Annotated in this window: 21 protein-coding genes; 11 read left to right on the forward strand and 10 right to left on the reverse strand. The window is 72.7% G+C overall.

The features are described 5' to 3' along the window. The first annotated feature begins 72 nt into the window (after nt 1-72). The 4 genes from pheS to ACF09J_RS16035 all read left to right on the forward strand — a co-directional run bounded on the left by pheS (nt 73) and on the right by ACF09J_RS16035 (nt 5,980). A complete protein-coding gene (pheS, locus tag ACF09J_RS16020; protein ID WP_392306025.1) occupies nt 73-1,194 on the forward strand; it encodes a phenylalanine--tRNA ligase subunit alpha in 1,122 nt (373 codons plus the stop codon). Further along, entirely contained in the window at nt 1,194-3,707 is a 2,514-nt protein-coding gene (pheT, locus tag ACF09J_RS16025) for a phenylalanine--tRNA ligase subunit beta (protein ID WP_392306026.1), read from the forward strand. Before pheS ends, pheT begins: the two co-directional genes overlap by 1 nt. 294 nt (nt 3,708-4,001) lie before the next feature. Then, nucleotides 4,002-5,342, forward strand: a complete 1,341-nt coding sequence (locus ACF09J_RS16030) for a transcriptional regulator (RefSeq protein WP_392306027.1) — start codon at nt 4,002-4,004, stop codon at nt 5,340-5,342. A gap of 95 nt (nt 5,343-5,437) precedes the next feature. Continuing rightward, a complete protein-coding gene (locus ACF09J_RS16035) occupies nt 5,438-5,980 on the forward strand; it encodes an NUDIX hydrolase (protein ID WP_392306028.1) in 543 nt (180 codons plus the stop codon). A gap of 52 nt (nt 5,981-6,032) precedes the next feature. Here ACF09J_RS16035 and ACF09J_RS16040 read toward each other — a convergent pair whose 3' ends face one another. Continuing rightward, a complete protein-coding gene (locus ACF09J_RS16040) occupies nt 6,033-6,905 on the reverse strand; it encodes a 3-hydroxybutyryl-CoA dehydrogenase (protein WP_392306029.1) in 873 nt (290 codons plus the stop codon). Between the two features lie 171 nt (nt 6,906-7,076). Between ACF09J_RS16040 and ACF09J_RS16045 the strand changes: the two genes are divergently transcribed. After that, a complete protein-coding gene (locus ACF09J_RS16045; RefSeq protein ID WP_392306030.1) occupies nt 7,077-8,321 on the forward strand; it encodes a glycoside hydrolase family 10 protein in 1,245 nt (414 codons plus the stop codon). 1 nt (nt 8,322) lies between these two features. Here the strand turns inward: ACF09J_RS16045 and ACF09J_RS16050 are convergent, their stop codons facing one another. After that, on the reverse strand, nt 8,323-8,523 hold the full coding sequence (locus ACF09J_RS16050) for a DUF1918 domain-containing protein (protein WP_392306031.1): 201 nt from the start codon (nt 8,521-8,523) through the stop codon (nt 8,323-8,325). Between the two features lie 145 nt (nt 8,524-8,668). After that, nucleotides 8,669-9,583, reverse strand: coding sequence for a DMT family transporter (locus ACF09J_RS16055; protein WP_392306032.1), 915 nt, complete (start codon nt 9,581-9,583; stop codon nt 8,669-8,671). On the opposite strand from ACF09J_RS16055, the gene ACF09J_RS16060 reads away from it, so the two are divergent. Further along, complete coding sequence (locus ACF09J_RS16060; protein ID WP_392306033.1) at nt 9,582-11,027, forward strand: PLP-dependent aminotransferase family protein; 1,446 nt, start codon at nt 9,582-9,584, stop codon at nt 11,025-11,027. The genes ACF09J_RS16055 and ACF09J_RS16060 overlap by 2 nt on opposite strands. Before the next feature lie 245 nt (nt 11,028-11,272). Further along, on the forward strand, nt 11,273-11,866 hold the full coding sequence (locus ACF09J_RS16065; RefSeq protein ID WP_392306034.1) for a histidine phosphatase family protein: 594 nt from the start codon (nt 11,273-11,275) through the stop codon (nt 11,864-11,866). Here the strand turns inward: ACF09J_RS16065 and ACF09J_RS16070 are convergent. The 7 genes from ACF09J_RS16070 to ACF09J_RS16100 form a co-directional block, all read right to left on the reverse strand. Beyond that, nucleotides 11,848-12,315, reverse strand: coding sequence for a DUF6314 family protein (locus tag ACF09J_RS16070; RefSeq protein ID WP_392306035.1), 468 nt, complete (start codon nt 12,313-12,315; stop codon nt 11,848-11,850). The genes ACF09J_RS16065 and ACF09J_RS16070 overlap by 19 nt on opposite strands. Before the next feature lie 129 nt (nt 12,316-12,444). Then, entirely contained in the window at nt 12,445-15,132 is a 2,688-nt protein-coding gene (locus ACF09J_RS16075) for an alpha-mannosidase (RefSeq protein ID WP_392306036.1), read from the reverse strand. Next, nucleotides 15,129-16,361: a CehA/McbA family metallohydrolase gene (locus ACF09J_RS16080; RefSeq protein WP_392306037.1), complete on the reverse strand. Its 1,233-nt coding sequence runs from the start codon at nt 16,359-16,361 to the stop codon at nt 15,129-15,131. Before ACF09J_RS16080 ends, ACF09J_RS16075 begins: the two co-directional genes overlap by 4 nt. Beyond that, on the reverse strand, nt 16,358-17,458 hold the full coding sequence (locus tag ACF09J_RS16085; RefSeq protein WP_392306038.1) for an ABC transporter ATP-binding protein: 1,101 nt from the start codon (nt 17,456-17,458) through the stop codon (nt 16,358-16,360). The genes ACF09J_RS16080 and ACF09J_RS16085 overlap by 4 nt, the downstream gene beginning before the upstream one ends. Next, complete coding sequence (locus ACF09J_RS16090; protein ID WP_392306039.1) at nt 17,458-18,336, reverse strand: carbohydrate ABC transporter permease; 879 nt, start codon at nt 18,334-18,336, stop codon at nt 17,458-17,460. Before ACF09J_RS16090 ends, ACF09J_RS16085 begins: the two co-directional genes overlap by 1 nt. Next, nucleotides 18,333-19,316, reverse strand: coding sequence for a carbohydrate ABC transporter permease (locus tag ACF09J_RS16095; RefSeq protein ID WP_392306040.1), 984 nt, complete (start codon nt 19,314-19,316; stop codon nt 18,333-18,335). The genes ACF09J_RS16090 and ACF09J_RS16095 overlap by 4 nt, the downstream gene beginning before the upstream one ends. Continuing rightward, nucleotides 19,294-20,667, reverse strand: a complete 1,374-nt coding sequence (locus ACF09J_RS16100) for an extracellular solute-binding protein (RefSeq protein ID WP_392306041.1) — start codon at nt 20,665-20,667, stop codon at nt 19,294-19,296. Before ACF09J_RS16100 ends, ACF09J_RS16095 begins: the two co-directional genes overlap by 23 nt. A gap of 147 nt (nt 20,668-20,814) precedes the next feature. Between ACF09J_RS16100 and argC the strand changes: the two genes are divergently transcribed. The 4 genes from argC to ACF09J_RS16120 are packed head-to-tail and all read left to right on the forward strand — an operon-like array spanning nt 20,815 to nt 25,131. Continuing rightward, nucleotides 20,815-21,843: an N-acetyl-gamma-glutamyl-phosphate reductase gene (argC, locus tag ACF09J_RS16105; protein WP_392306042.1), complete on the forward strand. Its 1,029-nt coding sequence runs from the start codon at nt 20,815-20,817 to the stop codon at nt 21,841-21,843. Next, nucleotides 21,840-23,015, forward strand: coding sequence for a bifunctional glutamate N-acetyltransferase/amino-acid acetyltransferase ArgJ (gene argJ, locus ACF09J_RS16110; RefSeq protein ID WP_392306043.1), 1,176 nt, complete (start codon nt 21,840-21,842; stop codon nt 23,013-23,015). Before argC ends, argJ begins: the two co-directional genes overlap by 4 nt. Beyond that, the gene (argB, locus tag ACF09J_RS16115) at nt 23,012-23,920 is read left to right on the forward strand and encodes an acetylglutamate kinase (protein WP_392306044.1); all 909 of its coding nucleotides are present in this window, start codon (nt 23,012-23,014) and stop codon (nt 23,918-23,920) included. The genes argJ and argB overlap by 4 nt, the downstream gene beginning before the upstream one ends. A 26-nt stretch (nt 23,921-23,946) precedes the next feature. Next, nucleotides 23,947-25,131, forward strand: a complete 1,185-nt coding sequence (locus ACF09J_RS16120; RefSeq protein ID WP_392306202.1) for an acetylornithine transaminase — start codon at nt 23,947-23,949, stop codon at nt 25,129-25,131. Nucleotides 25,132-25,133: the final 2 nt, after the last annotated feature.

Consider the following 25,133-nt stretch of genomic DNA (forward strand, 5'->3'; position numbering starts at 1 on the left):
ACGATCTGTCCGCGAGTCGGTGCTAGTCGGTGACGGGGACCTCCAGCCAGCCAATCGGAAGCACGGGAAGAGATGTCGGCACCCAATAAGTCGTACGACCCTGTCGAGGTAGAGGCGTTGAAACCGGAAGAGATCGAGCGCATGCGGGACGAGGCGCTCGCCGCCTTCGCCGCCGCGGACTCCCTCGACGCGCTCCACGAGGCAAAGGTCGCCCACACCGGCCCCGCCTCCCCGCTCTCCCTCGCCAACCGCGAGATCGGCGCCCTGCCCCCGCACGCCAAGGCAGACGCCGGCAAGCGGGTCGGCATGGCCCGCGGCGCGGTCAACAAGGCGCTCGCCGCCCGCCAGGTGGAACTGGAGGCCGAGCGGGACGCCCGCGTGCTGGTGGAGGAGGACGTCGACGTCTCGCTGCCGTACGACCGCGTCCCGGCCGGCGCCCGCCACCCGCTGACCACGCTCTCGGAGCGCATCGAGGACGTCTTCGTGGCCATGGGCTACGAGGTCGCCGAGGGCCCGCAGGCCGAGGCCGAGTGGTTCAACTTCGACGCCCTGAACATCGGCCCGGACCACCCGGCCCGCGGCGAGGCCGACACCTTCTTCGTGCAGGGCCCCGAGGGCGGCACCGAGTCCGGTGTCGTGCTGCGCACCCACACCTCGCCCGTGCAGATCCGCTCCCTGCTCGAGCGCGAGCTGCCGGTCTACGTGATCTGCCCCGGCCGCGTCTACCGCACGGACGAGCTCGACGCCACCCACACGCCCGTCTTCCACCAGGTCGAGCTGCTCGCCGTGGACGAGGGCCTCACCATGGCCGACCTCAAGGGCACCCTGGACCACATGGTGCAGTCGCTCTTCGGCGAGGGCATGAAGACCCGGCTGCGGCCGAACTTCTTCCCCTTCACCGAGCCGTCCGCCGAGATGGACATGGTGTGCTACGTGTGCCGCGGCGAGTCCGTCGGCAACCCCGACCGCCCCTGCCGCACCTGCTCCTCCGAGGGCTGGATCGAGCTCGGCGGCTGCGGCATGGTCAACCCCAAGGTGCTGACCGCCTGCGGCGTCGACCCGGAGAAGTACAGCGGATTCGCCTTCGGGTTCGGCATCGAGCGGATGGCGATGTTCCGCCACAACGTCGAGGACATGCGAGACATGGTCGAAGGTGACGTCCGGTTCACCCGGCCGTTCGGGATGGAGATCTGATGCGGATCCCGCTTTCTTGGCTGCGGGAGTACGTCGACCTGCCGGCGACGGAGACCGGGCGCGACGTCCAGGCCAAGCTCATTTCGGCCGGCCTGGAGGTCGAGACCGTCGAACAGCTCGGCGCCGACCTCAAGGGGCCGCTCGTCGTCGGCCAGGTGCTGACCATCGAGGAGCTGGAGGGCTTCAAGAAGCCGATCCGCTTCTGCACCGTCGACGTCGGGCAGGCCAACGGGACCGGCGAGCCGCAGGAGATCGTCTGCGGCGCCCGCAACTTCGCCGTCGGCGACAAGGTCGTCGTGGTGCTGCCCGGCGCCACGCTGCCCGGCGGCTTCTCCATCGCCGCCCGCAAGACCTACGGCAAGACCTCGCACGGCATGATCTGCTCCAGCGACGAGCTGGGCATGGGCGACGACGGCACCAAGGGCATCATCGTGCTGCCGCCGGAGACCGAGGTCGGCAAGGACGCCATCGAGCTGCTGGAACTCGTCGACGAGGTCCTCGACATCGCCGTCACCGCCAACCGCGGCGACTGCCTGTCCCTGCGCGGCGTCGCCCGCGAGACCGCCATCGCCTACGGCCTGCCGCTGCGCGACCCCGCCCTGCTCGACGTACCGGCGCCGAACGCTTTCGGCTACGCCGTGCGGATCGACGAGCCGCACGGCTGCGACCGCTTCACCGCGCGCACCGTCTCCGGCCTCGACCCCGAGGCGCGCTCCCCGATCTGGCTCCAGCGCCGCCTCCAGAAGGCCGGGATGCGCCCCGTCTCGCTCGCCGTCGACATCACCAACTACGTGATGCTGGAGCTCGGCCAGCCGCTGCACGCCTACGACCGCAACCTGGTCCAGGGCACCATCGGCGTGCGCCGGGCCGAGGAGGGCGAGAAGTTCACCACCCTCGACGGCGTCAAGCGCACGCTGCACGCCGAGGACCTGGTCATCACCGACGAGCGCGGCCCCATCGGCCTCGCCGGCGTGATGGGCGGCGCCAACACCGAGATCGCGGATCACGCGGACACGGACAACGCGACCACCGAGGTCGTCATCGAGGCCGCGCACTTCGACCAGGTCTCCATCGCGCGCACCGCCCGCCGCCACAAGCTGTCCTCGGAGGCCTCCCGCCGCTTCGAGCGGGGCGTCGACCCGCAGGCCGCCTCCGCCGCGGCCCAGCGCACCGTGGACCTGCTGGTCCTGCTCGCGGGCGGCACGGCCGACGCCGGTGTCACCGAGGTCGCCGCACCCGCGGCTCCGCGCACGATCACCGTGGCGGCCGACCACCCCGACAAGGTCGCGGGCGTCGTCTACGGCCGTGAGGCCGTCGTCCGCCGGCTCCAGCAGATCGGCTGCCAGGTGGAGGGCCAGGACGAGCTGGCCGTCACCGTCCCGTCCTGGCGGCCCGACCTGACGGACCCCAACGACCTGGCCGAAGAGGTCATCCGCCTGGAGGGCTACGAGAACCTGCCCTCCACGCTGCCCCGGCTCCCCTCGGCCCGCGGCCTCACCCACCGCCAGCGGGTGCACCGCCGGGTCGGCCGCGCGCTGGCCGGCGCGGGCTACGTCGAGGCGCCGGCCTATCCCTTCATCGGCGAGCAGGTCTTCGACCAACTCGGCCTGGAGGCAGGCGACCCGGCGCGCCGCGTGGTCCGGCTGGTCAACCCGCTCAACGACGAGGAGCCCGCGCTGCGCACCACGCTGCTGCCGGGCCTGCTCGGGGCGCTGCGCCGCAACGACGGCCGCGGCAGCCACGACCTCGCGCTGTTCGAGACCGGATTGGTCTTCCACCCCCGTGAGGAGCAGCGGATCGCGGCCCAGCCGCCCGTCGACCGGCGTCCCACCGACGAGGAGATCGCGGAGCTGAACGCGGCGCTGCCCGAGCAGCCGCGCCACGTCGCCGTGGTCCTCGCGGGTGCCCGTGAGCAAACCGGCTGGTGGGGCAAGGGCCGCCCAGCCGACTGGGCCGACGCGGTCGAGGCCGCGCGGACCGTGGCCCGTGAGACCGGTGCCGAACTCGTCGTCCGCAAGGGCCAGTACGGCCCGTGGCACCCCGGCCGCTGCGCCGAGCTCGCGGTGACCGTGGACGGCGCCGAGCGGGTCGTGGGCCACGCGGGCGAACTGCACCCGCGCGTGGTCAAGGCGCTGGGCCTGCCCGAGCGCACCTGCGCGATGGAGCTGAACCTGGACGCCCTGGAGCAGGCCGGCGACGGCACCCCGCGGGCGCCGGGCATCTCCACGTTCCCGGTCGCCACGCAGGACGTCGCCCTGGTCGTCGACAGGCCGGTCCCGGCCGCCGACGTCGAGGCCGCGCTGCGCGAGGGCGCCGGTGAACTCCTGGAGTCCATCCGGCTGTTCGACCTCTACGAGAACGCCGAGCAACTCGGTGAGGGCCGCAAGTCCCTCGCCTACGCGCTGCGCTTCCGCGCGCCGGACCGCACGCTGACCGTGGACGAGGCGTCCGCGGCCCGTGACGCGGCGGTGGCGCTGGCCGCGGAGCGCACGGGAGCGGAACTGCGTAGCTGACGGGTTCGCGTGCGGGGGACTGCGCGTCCGTCGCCGGCCGTGGATGGTCGGTGGCTGGTCGCGCAGTTCCCCGCGCCCCTTCGGGGCGCGACCAGAGGCGCCGCGCCGGGCCGCCGTGCTTTTGAGGGGGAGCTGCCGGCGGCCCGGAACGGCCTCTTGGAGGAGGCGGTCCAGTCAACCGGGTGGGGACCGGCCGCGACAGCGCGCGCAGGGCCCGGATGCGCGTGCTCCGTTCACACCCCGTGTGAAGGCGAACGCACTACGCTGTCGCCACGGAGCCACCGGGGGGCACCCATGCAGCCCAACACACTGCTCGACGCGATCCTGGACGAGGCCGGGATGTCGCACGCGGGCCTGGCAGCGCACGTCAACCAGGAGGGGCGCGCCCGCGGACTCGCCCTCCGGTACGAACACACCGCCGTGGCCCGGTGGTTGAAGGGCCAGCGGCCGCGCGGCCAGGTGCCCGACCTGATCTGCGAGGTGCTGGCGAGCCGGCTGCAACGGCCGGTCGCACTCGACGACATCGGCCTCGGTGTGCCCGGCGGGCCGTCCGCGCCGCACGCCACCTCGCTGTCCGGGTTCGTCGAGCGAGCCACCGCCCTGTGGCGCTCCGACGAGCAGCAGCGCCCGCACCTCCTCGGAGCCCCCGCAGTGACCGGCACGCCCGCCGTCATGCCGGTGTGGGAGTGGGAGAACCCGCCCGAGGACGTCGACGTCTCACGCGGTGGCCGGCACCGGGTCACCCTCGCCGACATCGAGATGCTGCGCGCCGCCCGCGCCCACTACGAGCAGATGTACCGCAAGACCGGTGGCATCGCGACCCGCGGCCGTGTCGTGGGCTTCCTCAACGCCGAGGCCGCCCCGCTGCTGCGCGGCAGCTACACCGACGCAACCGGCCGCCGACTGCACCGCGCCACCGGCGCGTTGGTGGCGATCGTGGGCATCTGCGCCTACGACTCCGACGCGCACGGTCTGGCGCAACGCTACTTCCACCAGGCGCTTCGGCTCGCCAAGGCCAGCGGTGACCGGGGACTTGGCGCGTATGTGATCGCGCTGCTGGTCAACCAGTCGCTGTACATGCGGGAGTTCCGCCAGGCTGTCGCCTTCGCCGAGGCCGCGCTGCGCGCCGCCGGCCAGCACATCACCCCCGCGCTCGCCTCCGACCTGTACGCGATGCAGGCCAAGGCCTACGCCCACCTCGGCGACGGCACGAGCACCCTGGCCTGCATCCGGCGCGCCGAGTCCGCCGCCGAACGCATCCGGCGCGGACACGAACCCGACGAGACGGGCTACGTCCAACCGGGCCTGGTCAACGTGCAGGTGGCGGAGGCGCTGCTCAGCCTCGGCGAACTGGCCGCCGCCGAGGAGCACGCGGCGGCCGCCGTGGACAACCCCGCGCACGACCGGGGCAGGGTGCACCGGCTGGCCATGCTCAGCACGGTCGAACTGCGCCGGGGCAACGCCGACAAGGCGGTGGACACGGCGGTGCGGATGGCGGAGCAGGCCCGCGGGATGGAGTCGCGGCGGCTGCGGGACAGACTGCGCGACGTGCGCGAGCACCTGGTGCGCAGCGGCTGCGCCGGCACCGCGGAGGCGGCCGAACTGATCGACGGGGCCCTGCGCGTACCGCTGTGACCGCGGCGCGGTGCTCACGGCGACCCATTGTGCGCCTGCTGCGGGAGCGTTCCGGCTGCGATATTGCCACTGACCCGACGGAAGGTGGCAGAACCGTGCAGTGGACGAAACAGGACGAACAAACTGTGTACGCAAACCGCTGGTTCACCGTCAACCTCGCGGATGTCGAGCTGCCGGACGGCCGGCATCTCGACCACTTCCTGATACGGCTGCGGCCCGTCGCCGTGGCCACGGTGGTGAACAAGGCGGCCGAGGTCCTCCTCTTGTGGCGCCACCGCTTCATCACCGACAGCTGGGGATGGGAGCTCGCGGCGGGCGTCGTGGAGGACGGTGAGGACATCGCGGCAGCGGCCGCCAGGGAACTGGAGGAGGAGACCGGCTGGCGGCCGGGCCCCCTGCACCACCTCATGAGCGTGGAGCCGTCCAACGGACTCACCGACGCCCGGCACCACATCTACTGGTCGGACGAGGGCGAGTACATCGGACACCCGGCGGACGACTTCGAGTCCGACCGCCGGGAGTGGGTCCCCCTCAAGCTCGTACCCGACCTGGTCGCCCGCGGCGAGGTCCCCGCCGCCGGCATGGCGGCCGCGTTACTGCTCCTGCACCACCTCAGGCTCGGACAGGAAACCCGGTGATGACAGGGGCCCGGCACCGTCTCGGTGCCGGGCCCGTCGGCCGTCGCTTTGGTCAGGCGTACGTGTAGAAGCCGGAGCCGGACTTCCGGCCCAGCCGGCCGGCGTCCACCATGCGCTGGAGCAGCGGGGGAGCGGCGTACAGCGGCTCCTTGTACTCCTCGTACATCGAGTGGGCGACCGAGGCCACCGTGTCCAGACCGATCAGGTCCGACAGCTTCAGCGGGCCCATCGGGTGGGCGCAGCCCAGCTCCATGCCGTTGTCGATGTCCTCACGGCTGGCGATGCCCGACTCGAACATCCGGATCGCCGAGAGCAGGTAGGGGATCAGCAGCGCGTTCACCACGAAGCCCGAGCGGTCCTGGGCGCGGATCGCGTGCTTGCCGAGCACCTTCTCGGTGAACAGCTGCGCCCGGCTCAGCGTGCCCTCGGAGGTGGTGAGCGCCGGGATCAGCTCGACGAGCTGCTGCACCGGGGCGGGGTTGAAGAAGTGGATGCCGATCACCTGGTCGGGCCGCGCCGTGGCGACCGCCAGCTTCACCAGCGGGATGGAGGAGGTGTTGGAGGCCAGGATCGCGTCCGGCCGGGTCACCACCTGGTCGAGGACCTGGAAGATCTCGGTCTTCACCTGCTCGTTCTCCACCACGGCCTCGATCACCAGGTCGCGGTCGGAGAACTCCCCGAGGTCGGTGGTGAAGCCCAGCCGGGCCTGCGTGGCGTCCCGCTCCGCCTCGCTGATCTTGCCGCGCTCGGCCGCCTTGGCCAGGGAGTTGAACAGCCGGGTACGGCCTATCTCCAGGGCCTCGCCGGTGGTCTCGGCGACCTTCACCTCCAGGCCGGCCCGGGCGCACACCTCGGCGATGCCCGCACCCATCTGGCCGCAGCCCACCACTCCGACGCGTGCAATGTCTCCCGAAATGCCGGTCACATCGTCCCTTTCGCAGTTCCTACGGCTGTGGCAGGCGGCCCGTTGTGCGGTGCCTGCTCCGATCGTGCACGTTACCCCCGTGGTGGCCGTGATCGGACGCCCGGGTCGTGCATGCTGGCCCGGAGAACGATCCGTGACCACGCGGATCCACGGCGTACGGGGAGTGCCCGGATGGCCCGAGTGACACGAAGGTCGTTCACCGCGGCGGCGCTGTCGACCCTGGCGGTGACCGGTGACGCGGCCACCGCGACGGGCAGTACCGGCACCGGCCCGCGAGGCCGTGCCACGGTCACCGGGATGCGCGGCATGTGGCTGGCGACCGTGGTCAACCGCGACTGGCCCTCACGCCCCGGGCTGAGCGTGGCCCGGCAGCGCGGTGAGCTGACCGCCCTGCTCGACGTGGCGGTGCGCCGCCGGCTCAACACGGTGATCCTCCAGGTGCGCCCGGCGGCCGACGCGCTGTGGCCCTCGCCGTACGAGCCGTGGTCGCAGTGCCTCACCGGCACGCAGGGCAGGGACCCCGGCTGGGATCCGCTCGGTACGGCCGTGGCGGAGGCGCACGCCCGCGGGCTGCGGCTGCACGCCTGGTTCAACCCCTACCGGGTCGCCGTGCACGACGACCCGTCCCTGCTGGCCGCCGGGCATCCGGCCCGCAGGAACCCCGACTGGGTGGTCCGCCACGGCGGCGGCCTCTACTACAACCCCGGCCTGCCCGAGGTCCGGGCCTTCGTGCTGCGGGCGATGCTCGACGCGGTGTCCAGGTACCCGGTGGACGGCGTCCACTTCGACGACTACTTCTACCCCTATCCGGTGGCGGGCGAGAACTTCGACGACGACGCCGCCTTCCGCCGCCACGGCGGCTCCTTCGCCAGCCGGGCCGACTGGCGGCGCGACAACATCGACCGGCTGGTCCGCGAGGCGGCAGCGGGCGTCGCCGCCGCCCGCCCCGGAACGCCGTTCGGGATCAGCCCCTTCGGGGTGTGGCGCAACGCCTCGTCCGACTCCCGCGGCTCGGACACCCGGGCCGGCGTGCAGACGTACGACGACCTGTACGCGGACACGCGCAAGTGGGTCAGGAAGGGCTGGATCGACTACGTCGTGCCGCAGCTCTACTGGACCATCGGCTTCACCACCGCCGACTACGCCGTCCTGCTGCCCTGGTGGGCCGAGGCGGTACGGGGCAGCCGTACGCGGCTCTACGTGGGGGAGGCGCTCTGGAAGGCCGGCGGCCCCACGCAGGGCGCCGCCTGGCAGGACCCCGACGAGCTGTCCCGCCACCTCACCCTCGCGGCCACGCACCCCGAGGTGCGCGGGCACGTCTTCTTCGCCGCGAAGGAGGTCGCCGCCGACCCCTCCGGGGCGATGGCGCGGGTCGTCGCCGACCACTACCGCCGGCCGGCGCGACCCCCGCGCTGACTCAGTGGTGTTCGTAGTCCTTCTTGTGGCGGACCTGGCAGTCGGGGCCGGGTGACATCACGGCCTCGTGCCCGTCCGGGAAGCGGACGCGGTACGGCGGGTTGCCCTCCGCGCCCATGACCTCGACGACTTCGCTGACTTGGTCGTGCTGGCCGACCACCCTGCCGTGCTGGACGAGCTGGTCGCCCACGGTTGCGCGCATCTGCGGGGCCTCCTCACCATGTGCGGGAGCGGCGGTCCTCGACTTGCGAGTCCGGTCCTCGACTTCCGAGTCTACGGTGCGGAGCGCGGCTGGAACCGGTGAGCGGCCGGGCCGCTGTGCGGTCGGCACCGGTCCGAGCGCCGGTTCAGCCGCGCGCCCGCTGGGTGACGGCGATGCAGACGAGCACGGCGACGGCCGTCACGGGGGCGGCCGCGCTGAGGTGCTCGCCGAGCAGCAGCACCGACCACACCAGTGTGAGCAGGGGCTGGGCAAGCTGCAACTGGCTCGCCTTGGGAATGCCGACGGCCGCCATGCCCCGGTACCAGACGACCAGCCCGAGGAACTGCGAGCCCGCCGCGACCCAGAGCAGCCCGGCCACGCTGTGGACGCCGAGCCGCACGGGCTCGTGCGCCAGCGCCAGCGCGGCCGCGGGCACGGTGAGCGGTAGGCACAGCACCAGCGCCCAGCCGATGACCTGCCAGCCCGGCATCACGCGGGCCAGCCGGCCACCCTCGGTGTAGCCGGCGGCGCACACCAGCAGCGCGCCGAACAGGTAGCCGTCGGCGGCGGTCAGCGCGCCGCCGCTCTGCTGCACGGTGAAGGCCACCACGGCCGCCGCGCCCGCCAGCGCCGCCGCCCAGAACGTGCGCGAGGGACGGATGCCGAACCGCAGCGCGGAGAGCAGCGCCGTGGTGAGCGGCAGCAGGCCCACGACGACGGCGGCGTGCGCGGTGGTGGAGGTCTCCAGGGCGAGCGTGGTGAGCAGCGGGAAGCCGAGGACCACTCCGGCGGCCACGACCGCGAGGCCGGGCCAGTGCCGGCGGGCGGGCGGTGGCACGCGCAGCGCGAGCAGACAGCCGCCCGCGAGGACGGCGGCGAGCACACTGCGCACGGCCACCAGGGACCAGGGCCCGAAGCCCTCCAGGCCCCAGGCGGTGGCCGGGAAGGTCAGGGAGAAGGCGACCACGCCGAGGGCCGCCTGAAGGGTGCCGGCGCGCGACGGGGCCGGGCTGTCCACCGCTATCGGTGTCGCTGCGGTAGCGCTACTCTGTGCTCTCATGCAAGAGCGTAGCAGCGTCGCCGAACTGGCAGAACGGCTGCGACAGGAGCTTGACCGCTACTCGCCGGGTGGAAAGCTCCCGTCGAGCCGGGTCCTCGTCGAGCGGTACCGGGTCAGTCCGGTGACCGTCTCGCGGGCCCTGTCGCAACTGGCGGCCGAGGGCCTGGTGGTCACCCGCCCCGGCGCCGGCGCCTTCCGCGCGCCGGCGCGCGCGACGGCCGCCCCCGCCGGCGACACCTCCTGGCAGGAGGTCGCGCTCAGCGCGGACGGCGCCGCCGACCTCGTACCGCGCACGGTGGACGCCTCCGGTGTCACGGTCTCGCTGGCCGCCCCGCCGCCGGGCGTGATCGAGTTCAACGGGGGCTATCTGCACCCCTCCCTGCAGCCCGAGCGGGCCATGGCCGCCGCGCTGTCCCGGGCCGGCCGCCGTCCCGGGGCGTGGGGGCGGCCACCGCTGGAGGGGCTGCCGGAACTGCGCGAGTGGTTCGCACGGGACATCGGCGGACCGGGCGGGACCGTCACCGCCGCCGATGTCCTCGTCACCGCGGGCGGCCAGTCCGCGCTGACCACCGCCCTGCGCGCCCTGGCCCCGCCCGGCGCCCCGGTGCTGGTCGAGTCGCCCACCTATCCCGGCATGCTGGCCATCGCCCGCTCCTCCGGGCTGCGGCCCGTGCCCGTGCCCGTCGACGCGGACGGAGTGAGGCCGGACCTGCTCGCCGACGCGTTCCGGGCCACCGGCGCCCGCGTGTTCGTGTGCCAGCCGCTGTTCCAGAACCCCACCGGCGCCGTTCTCGCCCCCGACCGGCGAGCGCGGGTGCTGCGGACGGCCCGCGACGCCGGCGCCTTCGTCGTCGAGGACGACTTCGTACGGCGGCTCGCGCACGAGGACGCCGGTACGCTGCCGCCCCCGCTCGTCGCCGGCGACCCGGACGGGGTCGTGCTGCACGTCGGCTCGCTGACCAAGGCCACCGCGCCCAGCTTCCGGGTGAGCGCGCTGGTCGCGCGCGGCCCGGTGCTGGAACGGCTGCGCGCCATCCAGGTCGTCGACACGTTCTTCGTGCCGCGGCCATTGCAGGAGGCCGCCCTCGAACTGGTCGGCTCACCCGCCTGGCCACGCCATCTGCGCGCGGTCGCCGCGGAGTTGAGGAGCCGCCGGGACGCACTGACCAGCGCGCTGCGGCTGCACCTTCCGGAACTGGCCCTGCCGTACGTCCCGTCCGGCGGCTACCACCTGTGGCCGCGCCTGCCCGACGGCACGGACGAAGCGGCGCTGACCGCCGCCGCCCTGCGCGCGGGCGTCGCGCTCACCCCGGGCCGCCCGTACTTCAGCGCCGAACCCCCGGCCGCCCACGTGCGGTTGAGCTTCGCCGCGGTCGGCGGCACGGCGGAGATCGCCGAGGGGGTGCGCCGCCTGCGGACGGCCTGCGCGGAGGCACTGCCCTGACGGCCGGCTGGGGGAGCCGACCGGGGCCGGGTGGGGAAAGCGGATCGGCACCACCGGCAACGACAGCACCGGCAACGACACCACCGGCATCCACACCGCCGACCCGGCCGGCGGGTCTCCCGCCACGGACGCGTACGGGACCTTTGCCCGCCTGTGCGACGTCCGCGTCGGCCCGAGCACCGGACGCGGCTCGTTTTCGAGTGACACCCCTTGACCCGCCCACTGGCCCGGATCACGATCTCCGCATGGCACACCGGGTCACGTTCGTCGCTGCGGCGCGCAACCCCGCGTTGCCCGCCGAGCGCTTCGAGGACGACCAGCAGCTCGACCAGGCGGGCTGGGAGGAGGTGCGGCGCGTCGCCCGCGATCTGCTGCCGCTGGCCGCCGCCGAGCTGCGCTACTGCTCGCCGACCCCGCGCAGCCGCGCCACCGGGGACGCCCTGGGCTATGCCCCGCTCGCCCAGCTCGCCCTGCGCGACTGCGACATGGGCCGCTGGCGAGGGCTCACGCTCGGCGAGTCGATGGCGCGCGAGCCCGGGGCCGTGGACGCCTGGCTCGCCGATCCGTGCGGCACCCCGCACGGCGGCGAGTCGCTGCTGTCCTTCGTCATGCGGGTGGGCAGCTGGCTCGACACCCGGCCCGTCGAGGACGGCAGCCGCATCGTCGCCGTCGCCGAACCCTCCGTGATCCGCGCCGCCGTCCTCTACGTGCTGAAGGCGCCCCCGTCGACGTACTGGAACATCGACGTCCGCCCCCTGTCCACGACCACCGTCACCGGCCGCGGGGGCCGCTGGAGCCTCTGTCTCGACGGCGTGCCCGCTCAGCCCTCGCGCGTGTAGTCCGTGGTCAGCACGAGGTCCTTCGCGGGACCGCGCACGCGCCACACCGAGCGCCAGTGCCCGGCGTCCTGGACGGTGAACTCGCCCCGGTAGAGATCGGCGGCGCACGGGTGGTCGGCCAGATGCCTCCCCGACCGCAGGTCCAAGTCGTGGAAGGGCCGCCCGTCCGCGAACCACACGTCCGCCGTTCCCGGTACGTTCCGGGGGACAAAGCGCAGTGTCCGCTCGGCCGGCCGCGCGACGCCCTGCCAGAGGAACCGGCCGGACTCCCGGTGCAGCAGACCGCCGCCGTCCAGCGCGCAGAAGTCCGTCCTGCCGCTGAACTCCCCGACCGCACCGCTCGCCAGATCCCGCACCGAGCGCCGGACCGCCCAGCTCCCGGCCAGGTACCCCAGTACGTCCGGCACCGGCCAGAACCCACCCGGCACCCGTCGCTCGTCGTCTCCCACGCCGCCCACCGTAGGGCCTGGGGCACCCGCACCCGCCGGGTGCCCGCCGCACATCGGGCTCCGCCGTCCCGCCGAGTGGTCGCCGACCGCTGTGTTCCGGCCGTTCCGTCCGCCCCGGCGGGGCGGACGTCAGCGGCCCAACTGGAGCGTGGCGATCTCCCAGGCACGCAGCGGCAGCCGTACCGTCCCCTCGCGCACGGGCAGTTCCTCGCCGGCCCGGCCCAGCAGATCCGCGCGTCGGGCCCGGGTGAACCCGCCGTCGAGGACTGCCTCGGTGGACACGCCACCCTCGGCGACGACACGTACCTCGGTCCACTCGCCGCGCTCGCGCACGCTGGTCAGGACCACACCGGTGCCGCCGACGGACAGACCGTGCACCGGTTCGGGCAGCGGCGCCGAGAGGGCGGCCGTGCCCGCGACGGCCAGCAGCCCGTGCCGGAACTCGTCCGCCGCCCGCAGCACGGTGTCCGCCGCCCCCTCCCAGGTGCCGGAGTACGGCAGCAGGGCGAGCGAGACGGCGCGGTGGCCCCGGCTCTGCGCGCCCGGCGTCGGAAGCTGGGGGCCGGCCGGCTCGTCGCGCATCACGTGCCGGTTGCGGGAGAGCTGCCCGACGGAGCGCAGCAGGGTGAGCGCCAGCTCCCGGCCCGAGTCGACCAGTTCGTACTCGCTGTACTCGGTGAGCAGGACAGCCAGTCCGCCCGCCGCCACGAAGCCCGAGGCCGGGAAGGTCGGCAGCGGCGCCTCACCGCCCCCGCCCTCCGCCGTCAGGCCACGCCGGACCACCGCGAACTGGCCCTCGGCGAAGGACGACCGGGCCGGTGACGGCAGCGGCAGGTGCAGCCGCAGCCGGTGGTCGTCGCAGCGGTTGTCGAACGCGACGTCGACGCGGGCATACGGCTCGGCCGCGCGCAGTTCGACGCGCATCGTGACCGCGACCGGCTCGGTGCGCCGCGCACGACCGTCCACCGCGAAGTCGCCTGCCGCCGGCCAGGAGTAGCGCCGCTCGACCTCGAGGACCGCACGCAGCGGGCCGGCGGCGACCCGGGTGACCCGTACCGTCTCCGGTTCGGTGACCAGCAGGTCGGCCGCGGGTGGGGCGTAGTTGTACGTGTCGCCCAGGTCGCCGCCGTCGGTCAGCGCGCCGAGGCCGGCGGTGACGGCGCCGTCCGGGCCCCGCAGGCCCAAGGTGCCGTCACCGGCCACCTCGATCCGCACCAGGCCGTTGTCCAGCACCCGGCCGTCCGACCGCACATCGTACGGCGGCAGCCCGGTACCGGTGGGCGAGTCCTCGGCGGCCGGGCGCACGGCCGCGTGGCCGAGCGGCGGCACCTGCGCCCAGACCGGCACCGTCCCACCGGGCGGGGTGACGATGCGCACCCGCAGTCTCCGCTTGCGCCAGTCGGCGCCCAGCGCCTCGCGGACCTCGGCCACGTCGAAGGGGGCCGACGGTTGCCGGAGGACCTCGAAGGTGAGGAGCGAGCCGTCGCCGCTCAGCGACCAGGAGGAGACATGCCGCCCATACAGCTCGGTCCCGTGCACGCGGGCGAGCGCGACCGGCGCGGGGAGGTCGGTGTCGTCCGCGAGGACCTGTACGCCCGGCCGGTCCACATCGGCGAACACGACGCCGGAGCGCGGCCATGGAGAGGGGTTGAAGACCAGCAGCGCGTCGTGCGGGACGGCTGCGGCGAGGCGCCGCCCGATGAGGTCGCAGACGGCCTGGCCGAGCTGCTCGGCCTCGGCTGTCCGCGCCGCCACCTGTACGGCGGTTTCGTCGCAGCCGCAGCCCGTGACCGAGTCGTGGCCGCTGACAGCGATCAGGCGCTGCCAGGCCATGTCGAGGAACCGCTGTTCACCGCCATCGCCGTGCAGTGCCGCCATCGGTTCGGCGTACCGCTCGACGCGGCGTTCCGCGCGGCTCATCGCCTGCTTGAGCCGCGGACGTACGGAGTGGACGCCGGGCAGGATGTTCGCGCGGGCGTGCGAACGGAGTTCGCCGTGCACCACCGGCAGTCCGTCCGTGGCCGACGGCAGCCCCTCGAAGAACTCGGTCAGCGTGGCCAGCCGGGCGGTGATGCCGGCCGCGCGTCCCGCCCGGGCCAGCAGATCCGGGGCGTCGCTCTCCGGCGCGGTGTGGTCGGAGCCGTACATGCCGAGCAGCGGGCCGCTCCCGGGCAGCGCCCAGGCGGACATCCGGCCGTGCAGTTCGCGCAGCCCCTCGGCCACCGCGTCGCGGTCGGCGAGCAGGCCCGCGGCGTTGCCGTAGCCGCCGGCGGCCAGGTACCGGGTGCGGACCGCCGTGCCGTCGGGTGCGGTCCAGGCGAAGGTGTCGGTCGTGACCCTGCTGGGCACGCCGCGGTGGACGCAGGCGTGGTCCAGACCCACGCCGCGCAGGATCTGCGGCATCTGCGCGATGTGGCCGAACATGTCCGGGAGGTAGCCGACGGGCATGGTGCCGCCCAGCTCGCCGGAGCGGCGGATGCCGCGCTCCAGGTTGCGGACGATCTGCTCGCCGGAGCAGAGGAACTCGTCCATCAGGATGTCCCACGGGCCGATGGCGAGCCGCCCCGCCTTCACCAGCGACACCACGCGCTCGCGGGCCCCGGGACGCACCTCCAGGTAGTCGTCGACCGCGGCCAGTTGCCCGTCCAGGGTGAACCGGTGGCGCGGGTCGTCCTCCATCCGGTCCAGCAGCTCGTCCAGCAGAGCGACGAGTCGCAGGCGGAAGCGCTGGAAGGGCAGGTACCACTCCCGGTCCCAGTGGGTGTGCGGAACGACGACGAGCGCGCTCCCGCTGCGGTCGTGGGAGGGGATGCTCACTGACACAGTGCGATCACCTCGTTCTCGTGGCTTTCCAGACGGTGCGGGCCCGCGTCGGCGGGCAGGGTCGTGCGGTCCCCGTGGACGACCTGGCGCCGCCCGTCCGGGCGGACCAGCACCGTGCCGTCGGCCCCCAGCGCGACGACTTCGTCACCCCACCGCAGCAGCAGAGGGGCGTCGGGACCGGCGCAGACCGCGGTGCGCCCGGCGGCCAGCGCGGCGAGCAGGGCGGCAGGGCTGTCGTCCGCGGCCAGCAACCAGGTGGTGGGGGAGCCGGGCAGTTGGTCATCACCCTCGCGGTGGAAGTCGCTGCCGCCGACGGCGATGACGTCCGGACGCCAGGCGCCCGACCACGCCAGCGGTGCGCCCCAGCGCCGGTCGGACCAGCCGGAGTGCCAGATCTCCGCGTGCCGGGGGCGCTCGGCGAGCGGCAGCCGCCAGGCGCAGTTGCCGCCCAGCGGGTGGTTGACGGACATGATGCCGCCCTTGCTGCGGGCGTGCGCGTGCCAGGAGTCGGCGGGTTCGCGGAAGTCCACCCACCCGACGTCGCCGAACACGTTGGCGTGACCATCGTCGCGTGTGACCTCCTGGCCGGGCAGCAGGGCGATGCCGTAACGGGCGCCGGCGCCCGCCAGTTCGGGGTGGTGGCTGACGGTGTTGTGGTCGGTGACGGCGAGGAAGTCCAGGCCGCGTCCGGCGGCCAGAAACGCCAGTCCGGGGACGGTGAGCGCGCCGTCGCTGTGCACGGTGTGGCTGTGGAGGTCGCCCGCGTACCAGCGCAGCCCGTCGACCGAGGGGATGTCGCGCCGCTGACGTGCGGCGGGACGCCGCACCGGGTCCGGCTCCGGTGCGGCCGGCGGGTCGGGTGGCGCCGGTCGGGCGGTCGCGGCGGTCACCCGCACCTCGTAGTCGAGGCCGTCCGGCGGGACGCGGTGCAGCCGCAGCAGAACCTGCCAGACACCGGGTTCCAACGCACCCGGAAGATAGCCCGGCGTCGCCCAGTCGGCCGCGATCGTGTACGTCGTCCGGGCGCCGCCCGACCAGCCGCGGAAGCCGTCCGCACCCAGACAGCCCAGGTCGAGGACGCCCGCCGGCCGGTCGTAGGACAGCTCGACGGTGACGGCCGCGGTACCGGGAACCACCTCGAAGGGCAGCTCCCGCAGCATCGCGTCCAGCCGGTCCCGCAGCGACCAGCGACCGCGGTGGACCGTGAGGGTGCGGGCGCTCATTCGGCTGTCCCGGCCGGGGCGCCGGTGTCGACGAGATCGCCGTCCCGGTACAGCAGCATCCGGTCCCGGCGGGGCACGGCGTACCCCCGGTCGCCCGTCAGGAGAACGGTGTCCTCGTCGACGACCACCTGGACGAAGCCCGCCCCGCCGCTCAGCGTGACCAGTTGTGCGCTGCCGAGGTTCTCCACGACGGTGACCTCCCCCGACAGCGCCTGCTTCACCGGCTCGGCGGAGTAGGACAGATACTCCGGCCGGACACCGAGGACGAGCTTCTCGCCGCCGGTCAGCGCCCGGGCGTAGGCGGCGGGCACGGGCAGTACGTCGTTCCCGACCGCGAGGTGCTCGCCCGAGGACGACACCACCGCGTCCAGGAGGTTCATCGGGGTGGAGCCGATGAACGAGGCCACGAAGGTGTTGGCCGGCCGGTGGAACACCTCCTTCGGGGTGCCGAGCTGGCGGATCCGGCCGCCCTCCATCACCGCGATCCGGTCGGCGAGGGCCAGCGCCTCGGCCTGGTCGTGGGTGACGAACACGGTCGTGACGCCGAGTTCGCGCTGCAGCCGCTTGAGGAACGTACGGGCCTCCAGGCGCATCCGCGCGTCCAGGTTCGACAGCGGCTCGTCGAAGAGGAACACCCGCGGGTGGCAGGCCATCGCCCGGGCGAGCGCCGCACGCTGCTGCTGGCCGCCGGACAACTGGCCGGGGCGGCGCCCCAGATAGTCGGACAGGCCCAGTTCGGCGGCGGTCTCGGCGGCCTTCCGGGCACGCTCGGCGGAGGGCACCTTCTTGATGCGCAGGGGGTAGGCGATGTTGTCGGTGACCGTCATGTGCGGGAAGAGCGCGTAGTCCTGGAACACCATCGCCACATCGCGCCGCCCGGGCGGCAGGGCCGTCACGTCGCGGTCGCCGATGCGGATCGAGCCGCCGCTGGACGCCTCCAGACCGGCGATGGTGCGCAGCAGGGTCGTCTTGCCGCAGCCGGACGGGCCGAGCAGCGCGAAGAACTCTCCGTCCTCGACCGTCAGGTCGATGGCGTCCACGGCCCGGACACCCCCGGGATAGATCTTCACGAGCTCGCTCATGGTGATCGATGCCATCAGCGCTTGATACCTCCGTGGAACCGGAATCCGTACCGGGAACTGACGAACAGGAACATCAGGACCACCGGCAGCGAATAGAGCAGGGAGAAGGTGGAGATGAGCGCGAGGTCCGGCTGTCCTCCCTCGGTGTAGAACGTGTACATCACCACGGCGGCGGGGGACTTCTCCGGTGTGCGCAGCAGCAGGAACGGCACCAGGAAGTTGCCCCACACCTGGGCCACCGCCCACACCGTGATCGTCGCGAGGCCCGGCCGCACCACCGGCACCACGATGTGCCGCACGATCTGCAGCGGGGAGGCGCCGAAGACGCGGGCCGACTCCTCGTACGACACCGGTGTGCCGTCCATGAAGTCCTTCAGGATGAAGATCGCGCCGGGCAGCATGCCGCCGGTCATCACCAGCACCACGCCCACCTGGGAGTCGATGAGGTGCAGCTCGAACGCCAGGTTGAACAGGGGCACCATGGCGGCCGTGCCGGTCACGATGGAGGACAGCAGCAGCAGGACGTACAGCAGGACGTCCCGGCCCGGCAGCCGCACCCGGCTCAGCGCGTACGCGGCGAGCGCCGACAGCACCAGGGTCAGGGCGCCCGCCCCGGCCGCCAGGACGACGGAGTTGCCCAGTGACCGCAGCGCGTACGGATTGTCCGCGAGCACGCGGAAGTTGTGCAGGGTGAAGTCCGGCAGCGAGGCCGTGATACCGGGCCTGGAGTCGAACGGCGCGGACGCCAGCCACAGCAGCGGCAGTGCGAAGAACGCGATCACCAGACAGACGAAGGTGTAGTGCCCGACGGTGCGCACGGTGCGCCGCGCCCGCTCCAGGGCGGCCTCGTGCGACGCGTCGTCGGCGGCGGACCCGGCGAGGGTGGCGGTCATGCGGTGCCGTCCTTCCGCTGCCTGAGAATCCGTAGGTAGAACAGCGCGATGACCAGGTTGAACAGCAGCATCAGCACCGAGATCGCCGCACCGAAGCCGAGCTCGCCGTTGTTCAGGGCGAGTTTGTAGATGAACACCGGCATGATCGCGGTCTTGTCCTCGGGGCCGCCCGCGGTGAGCAGGAACGGGGTGAAGTCGTTGAACGTCCACAGGCTGATCAGCAGCAGGTTGGTCAGGATGTGTCCCTTGATCCGCGGCAGGACCACGTCCCGCAGCTGCTGCCGGCCGGACGCGCCGGCCAGCCGTGCCGTCTCCAGGTGCGAGGGCGGTACGTTCCCGATCGCGGCCGCGTAGAGCATCATCGAGAAGGCCGCACCCCGCCAGATGTTGAAGACGATGATCGACGCCATCGGGTACTGCAGCAGCCAGGCGGCGCCCGGCGTGTGCAGCAGGGCGTTCAGTGAGCCGCTGTCCCGGTCGAGCAGCGCGATCCACAGGAAGGTCACCACCGAGCTGGGCAGCACCCAGGCCAGCAGCATCAGCGCCTCGACGAGGCGGCGCAGCGCGCCGCGCCGCTCGCGCATCACCCAGGCGACGGCGAAGCCGAGGAGCGACTGGCCGATGACGGCCGAGCCGAGGACGAACTCCACGGTCAGCCAGAGGGAGTTGCCGAACCGGTCGTCGCTCACCGCGTCCGTGAAGTTGTCCAGCCCCACGAACTCGGGGTGTGCCGCGGCGAGGCCGGTGAGCCGGTAGTCGGTCAGCCCCAGGTAGATGGTCCAGACCGCCGGGAAGAGCAGAAACGCCGCGATCAGCAGGAGCGCCGGGACGAGGAACGCCGTGGCACGGGCCCGGCCCAGGCCGGCGGCGTCGCCGCCGGCGCGGAACCGGGCGGACGCGTGCGACGGCGCGGGGCGCCGTTCCCCCTCCCGCGCGTGAGCCGCTGCGGCGTGCGGCTCAGGACGTGACGTTGTCGGCACCGCCCACGGCCCCTTCCAGCTTCTTCGCGTACTCCTCGGCCGCCGACTGCGGGCTCCTGCCGCCGACCACCGCCGCGGTGGCCTCCTGCAACAGCGCCGAGACCTGTGTGTACTGCGCCAGCGGCGGACGGAAGGTGGTGACGGGCAGTACGTCCTTGGCGACGAAGGACAGCATCGGGTCGCTCGCCAGCACCTCGTCGTTGACGTCGGTGCGGGCGGTGATCCGGGCCTGGCCGGCCAGCTGCGACTTGATGGCTTCGGCGGAGTTCAGGAACGTCATCAGATCGAAGGCGAGGTCCGGGTGCCTGGACTTCGGATTGAGCGTCTGCACGCTGCCGCCCGAGTAGGAGACGAAGTCCTGGCCGTTGATTCCCCTGCCCGGTGCCATCGCCGGGATCTTGGCGTAGCCCACGACCTGGTCGCGGTCCTTCATCGGCGCGACGCCCTCGGCGGGGTTGACGACACCGCGCCAGAAGTAGTCGCCCTCCATCAGGATGCCGATCCTGCCGTGGGCGAACTGCTCGAAGGACTTGTCGCGGCCCTGCGCCTCCTGCTGGAGGAGCGGGTCGCCGAGCTTCTCGGAGTAGATCCTCCGGTAGAGGCCGAGGACGTCCTTCACGCCCTGGGTGGCGCCCGTCCACTTGCCGTCGTCCCAGATCGGCTCGCCCGTGCCTGCCAGCATCGGCAGGAAGCCCTGCATGGTGGTGGCCTCGCCCATGGCCGTGCCGGCGTTGAGCTGGATCGGGGTGACGCCGCTGACCGACTTCAGTCGCTCGCCGGCCCGGATGACGTCGTCCCAGCTCGTCGGCTGCCAGGTAGCGGGCAGACCGGCCCTCTTGAACAGGTCCTTGTTGTAGAAGAGAACGCGGCCGTCGGTGCCGTTGGGAATGCCGTAGCGCTTGTCCTCGAACGCGGCCAGCTGCTGCACGGAGTCCGGAATCTGCTTCCAGCCGTCCCAGTCGCCGCTCTTGACAACGTTATCGAGAGGCTTTATGTACCCCGCCTGCGCGAACTCCCCCACCCAGATGCCGTCGATGTCGAACACATCGGGCCCGGAGCCGGACTGGAGGTCGAGGGCCAGCTTGGTCTTGTACTGCTCGTCGTCCACGCCGCTGGGCTGGAACGTGACCTTCACGTCGACACCCTTGGCCTTCTCGGCCTTGACGAACCGCGGGATGGCCCACTTCTGAAGCCAGTCCGCCTGTGCGCCGTTCTTGCCGCCGGAGATGGCGTTGGTCGTGATCTTGAGAGTCACGTCCGACCCGGCATCGTTCCCCGAGCCGCCGCACGCGCCGGCGAAGAGTGCCAGGGAGACGGCTGCGACGAGTGCCCTTTCACGTCTGGTCAGCATGTCCATGTCATGCCTTTCGTCGGGTGGCGCTGCCTCGGTGAGTGCCCCTGGAGGCTCGCACGCTCCGGAGCGGGCCGTGAAGACCCCCGTCGACATTGCATAAACGTGCAGCGAAACGTATAGTCATGCCATCGAGGAGGAGGGTTCATGGCTGTACGTGTGGCGGTCGCCGGAGCGAGTGGATACGCGGGCGGAGAAGCGCTGCGCCTGCTCCTGGCGCACCCCGAGGCCGAGATCGGCGCCCTGACCGGGAACTCCAACGCCGGGGAGCGGCTCGGCGCCCTGCAGCCGCACCTGCTGCCTCTCGCCGACCGCGTCCTGGAGGAGACCACCCCCGAGGCCCTCGCCGGGCACGACGTCGTCTTCCTCGCCCTGCCGCACGGCCGGTCCGCCGCCGTCGCCGAGCAACTGGGCCCCGACGTCCTCGTCATCGACATGGGCGCCGACTTCCGGCTGAAGGACCCCGCCGACTGGGAGCGCTTCTACGGCTCCCCGCACGCCGGCACCTGGCCCTACGGCCTCCCCGAGCTCCCCGGTGGCCGCGCCGCGCTGGCCGGGGCCAGGCGCATCGCGGTGCCCGGCTGCTATCCGACCGCCGCCTCCCTCGCCCTCTTCCCCGCCTACGCGGCCGGACTCGCCGAGAACGAGGCGGTGATCGTCGCCGCCTCCGGCACCTCCGGCGCCGGCAAGGCGGCCAAGCCGCACCTGCTCGGCTCCGAGGTCATGGGATCCATGTCCCCCTACGGGGTCGGCGGCCTGCACCGGCACACCCCGGAGATGATCCAGAACCTCAGCGCGGCGGCGGGGGAACACGTCACCGTGTCCTTCACCCCCACCCTCGCGCCGATGCCCCGCGGCATCCTCGCCACCTGCAGCGCCAAGGCCCGGCCCGGGGTCACCGCCGACTTCGTGCGCGCCGCGTACGAGAAGGCCTACGCCGACGAGCCCTTCGTCCACCTCCTGCCCGAGGGGCGCTGGCCCGCCACCGCCTCCGTGTACGGCTCCAACGCCGTGCAGATCCAGGTGGCGTACGACCCGGCCGCGCACCGCGTCGTCGCGATCAGCGCCATCGACAACCTGACCAAGGGCACCGCGGGCGGCGCTGTGCAGAGCATGAACATCGCCCTCGGGCTCCCCGAGGACCTCGGACTTTCCACGATCGGAGTCGCACCGTGAGTGTCACGGCAGCCAAGGGGTTCCAGGCGGCGGGCATCGCCGCCGGGATCAAGGAGAACGGCAACCCGGACCTGGCCCTCGTGGTCAACACCGGGCCCCGCCGCGCCGCCGCGGGCGTCTTCACCTCCAACCGCGTCAAGGCCGCCCCGGTGCAGTGGTCCGAGCAGGTCCTCAAGGACGGCAGCCTCTCCGCGGTCGTCCTCAACTCCGGCGGCGCCAACGCCTGTACCGGCCCCAAGGGCTTCCAGGACACCCACGCCACCGCCGAGAAGGCCGCCGACGTGCTCGGCGTCGGCGCCATCGACGTCGCCGTGTGCTCCACCGGCCTGATCGGCGTCCCGCTGCCCATGGACAAGCTGCTGCCGGGCGTCGCGGCGGCCGCCGCACAGCTCTCCGAGCACGGCGGCGAGAAGGCCGCCATCGCCATCAAGACCACCGACACCGTCCACAAGACGTCCGTGGTGACCTGGGGGTCCCCCCGGACGGAGTCCGGGGGAGGCTGGACCGTCGGTGGCATGGCCAAGGGCGCGGGCATGCTCGCCCCCGGCCTGGCCACCATGCTCGTCGTGCTCACCACGGACGCCGACCTGGAGGCCGAGGTGCTCGACCAGGCGCTGCGCGCCGCCACCAGGGTCACCTTCGACCGGGTCGACTCCGACGGCTGCATGTCCACCAACGACACCGTGCTGCTGCTCGCCTCCGGCGCCTCCGGGATCACCCCCGGGTACGCGGAGTTCGCGGAGGCCGTACGCGCGGTGTGCGACGACCTCGGACAGCAGCTCATCCGTGACGCCGAGGGCGCCAGCAAGGACATCAAGGTCGAGGTGGTGGGCGCCGCGACCGAGGAGGACGCCGTGGAGGTGGGCCGCTCCATCGCCCGCAACAACCTCCTGAAGTGCGCCATCCACGGCGAGGACCCCAACTGGGGCCGCGTCCTCTCGGCGATCGGCACCACCGGGGCCGCCTTCGAGCCCGACCGGCTGAACGTCGCCATCAACGGCGTCTGGGTCTGCAAGAACGGCGGCGTCGGCGAGGACCGCGAGAAGGTCGACATGCGCTACCGCGAGGTCCACATCGTGGCCGACCTCGCCGCCGGCGCGGAGACCGCCACCATCTGGACCAACGACCTCACCGCCGACTACGTCCACGAGAACAGCGCCTATTCCTCATGAGCTCCGGAACCACGCGCAAGCACACCGCGCTCCCGAAGGCGCAGATCCTCATCGAGGCGCTGCCCTGGCTGACCCGGCACCACGGCAAGATCGTCGTCATCAAGTTCGGCGGCAACGCCATGGTGGACGAGGAGCTGAAGGCCGCCTTCGCCCAGGACGTCGTCTTCCTGCGGCACGCCGGCCTCAGGCCCGTCGTCGTGCACGGCGGCGGTCCGCAGATCAGCCGGGCGCTCGACCGGCACGGCATCGTCAGCGAGTTCAAGGCGGGCCTGCGGGTCACCACCGAGGAGGCCATGGACGTCGTACGGATGGTGCTGGCCGGGCAGGTGCAGCGGGAGCTGGTGGGCCTGCTCAACCAGCACGGGCCGTTCGCCGTCGGCCTCACCGGCGAGGACGCGCACACCATCACCGCCACCAAGCACACCCCCGAGATCGACGGCGAGCCGGTCGACATCGGGCGGGTGGGCGAGATCACCAGGATCGACACCGGCGCGATCGAGGCGCTGCTCGCCGACGGCCGCATCCCGGTCGTCTCCTCGATCGCCCGCTCCGAGGACGACGGGCATGTCTACAACGTCAATGCTGATACGGCGGCTGCGGCACTCGCTGCGGCACTGGGCGCCGAGACCCTCATGGTCCTCACCGACGTCGAGGGTCTCTACGAGGACTGGCCGCACTCCGACGAGGTGATCAGCCGGCTGACCGCGAGCGAGCTGGAGAAGCTGCTGCCGGAGCTGTCCTCCGGGATGGTGCCGAAGATGCGGGGCTGCCTGCACGCGGTGCGCGGCGGCGTGACCACCGCCCGCGTCATCGACGGCCGGGTCCAGCACTCGATCCTGCTGGAGATCTTCACCGACGAGGGCATCGGCACGATGGTCGTGCCGGACGAACAGGGGGAGTCGTGAGCAACCAGGACGTGAGCAACCAGGACCTGAGCAACGAGGTACTGGCCGCGCGCTGGCGGGGCGCGCTCATGAACAACTACGGCACCCCGCGGCTCGCCCTCGTCCGCGGCGCGGGCGCGAAGCTGTGGGACGCCGACGGTCGGGAGTACGTCGACTTCGTCGGCGGCATCGCGGTCAACGCGCTCGGCCACGCCCACCCCGCCGTCGTCGAGGCGGTCGGCCGGCAGATCGCCTCCCTCGGCCATGTCTCCAACCTGTTCATCGCCGAACCGCCCGTCGCCCTCGCCGAACGGCTGCTCCAGCTCTTCGGCCGGGACGGCAAGGTGTTCTTCTGCAACTCCGGAGCCGAGGCCAACGAGGGCGCCTTCAAGATCGGCCGGCTGACGGGCCGCCCCCACATGGTCGCCACCGAGGGCGGCTTCCACGGCCGTACGATGGGCGCCCTCGCGCTCACCGGCCAGCCCGGCAAGCAGGAGCCGTTCCTGCCGCTGCCCGGCGAGGTCACCCACGTGCCCTACGGGGACGCGCGGGCCCTGGCCGCGGCGGTCACCGAGGAGACCGCCCTCGTCGTCATCGAGCCGGTCCAGGGCGAGAACGGGGTCGTGGTGCCCCCGCCCGGCTACCTGAAGGCGGCCAGGGCGATCACGGCGGCCACCGGTTCGCTGCTGGTCCTCGACGAGGTGCAGACCGGGATCGGGCGCACCGGGCACTGGTTCGAGTACCAGGCCCACGAGGGCGTCCTGCCGGACGTCGTCACGCTCGCCAAGGGGCTGGGCGGCGGACTGCCGCTCGGCGCCACCGTCGCCTTCGGGCGCGCCGCCGACCTGCTTCAGCCGGGTCAGCACGGTACGACCTTCGGCGGCAACCCGGTCGCCTGCGCCGCCGGACTCGCGGTCCTGGACACGATCGCTGGTGAGGGACTGCTGGAGAACGTCAAGCGGCAGAGCGAGAAGCTGCGCGAGGGGATCGAGTCGCTGGGCCACCCGCTGGTCGCCCACGTCCGGGGCGCGGGCCTGCTGCTGGGTATCGTGCTCACCGAGCCGCGCGCGCCGCAGGTGCAGCAGGCGGCTCAGGAGGCCGGTTTCCTGGTGAACGCGCCCGCCCACGACGTCGTACGGCTGATGCCGCCGCTGAACCTCGGCGACGACGAGGTGGACGCCTTCCTCGGGGCGCTGCCCGGCATCCTGGACGTGGCAGGCGGGGACGGATGATC

The sequence above is a fragment of the Streptomyces sp. NPDC014889 genome (assembly GCF_043081205.1).
Taxonomy (GTDB): Bacteria; Actinomycetota; Actinomycetes; order Streptomycetales; family Streptomycetaceae; genus Streptomyces.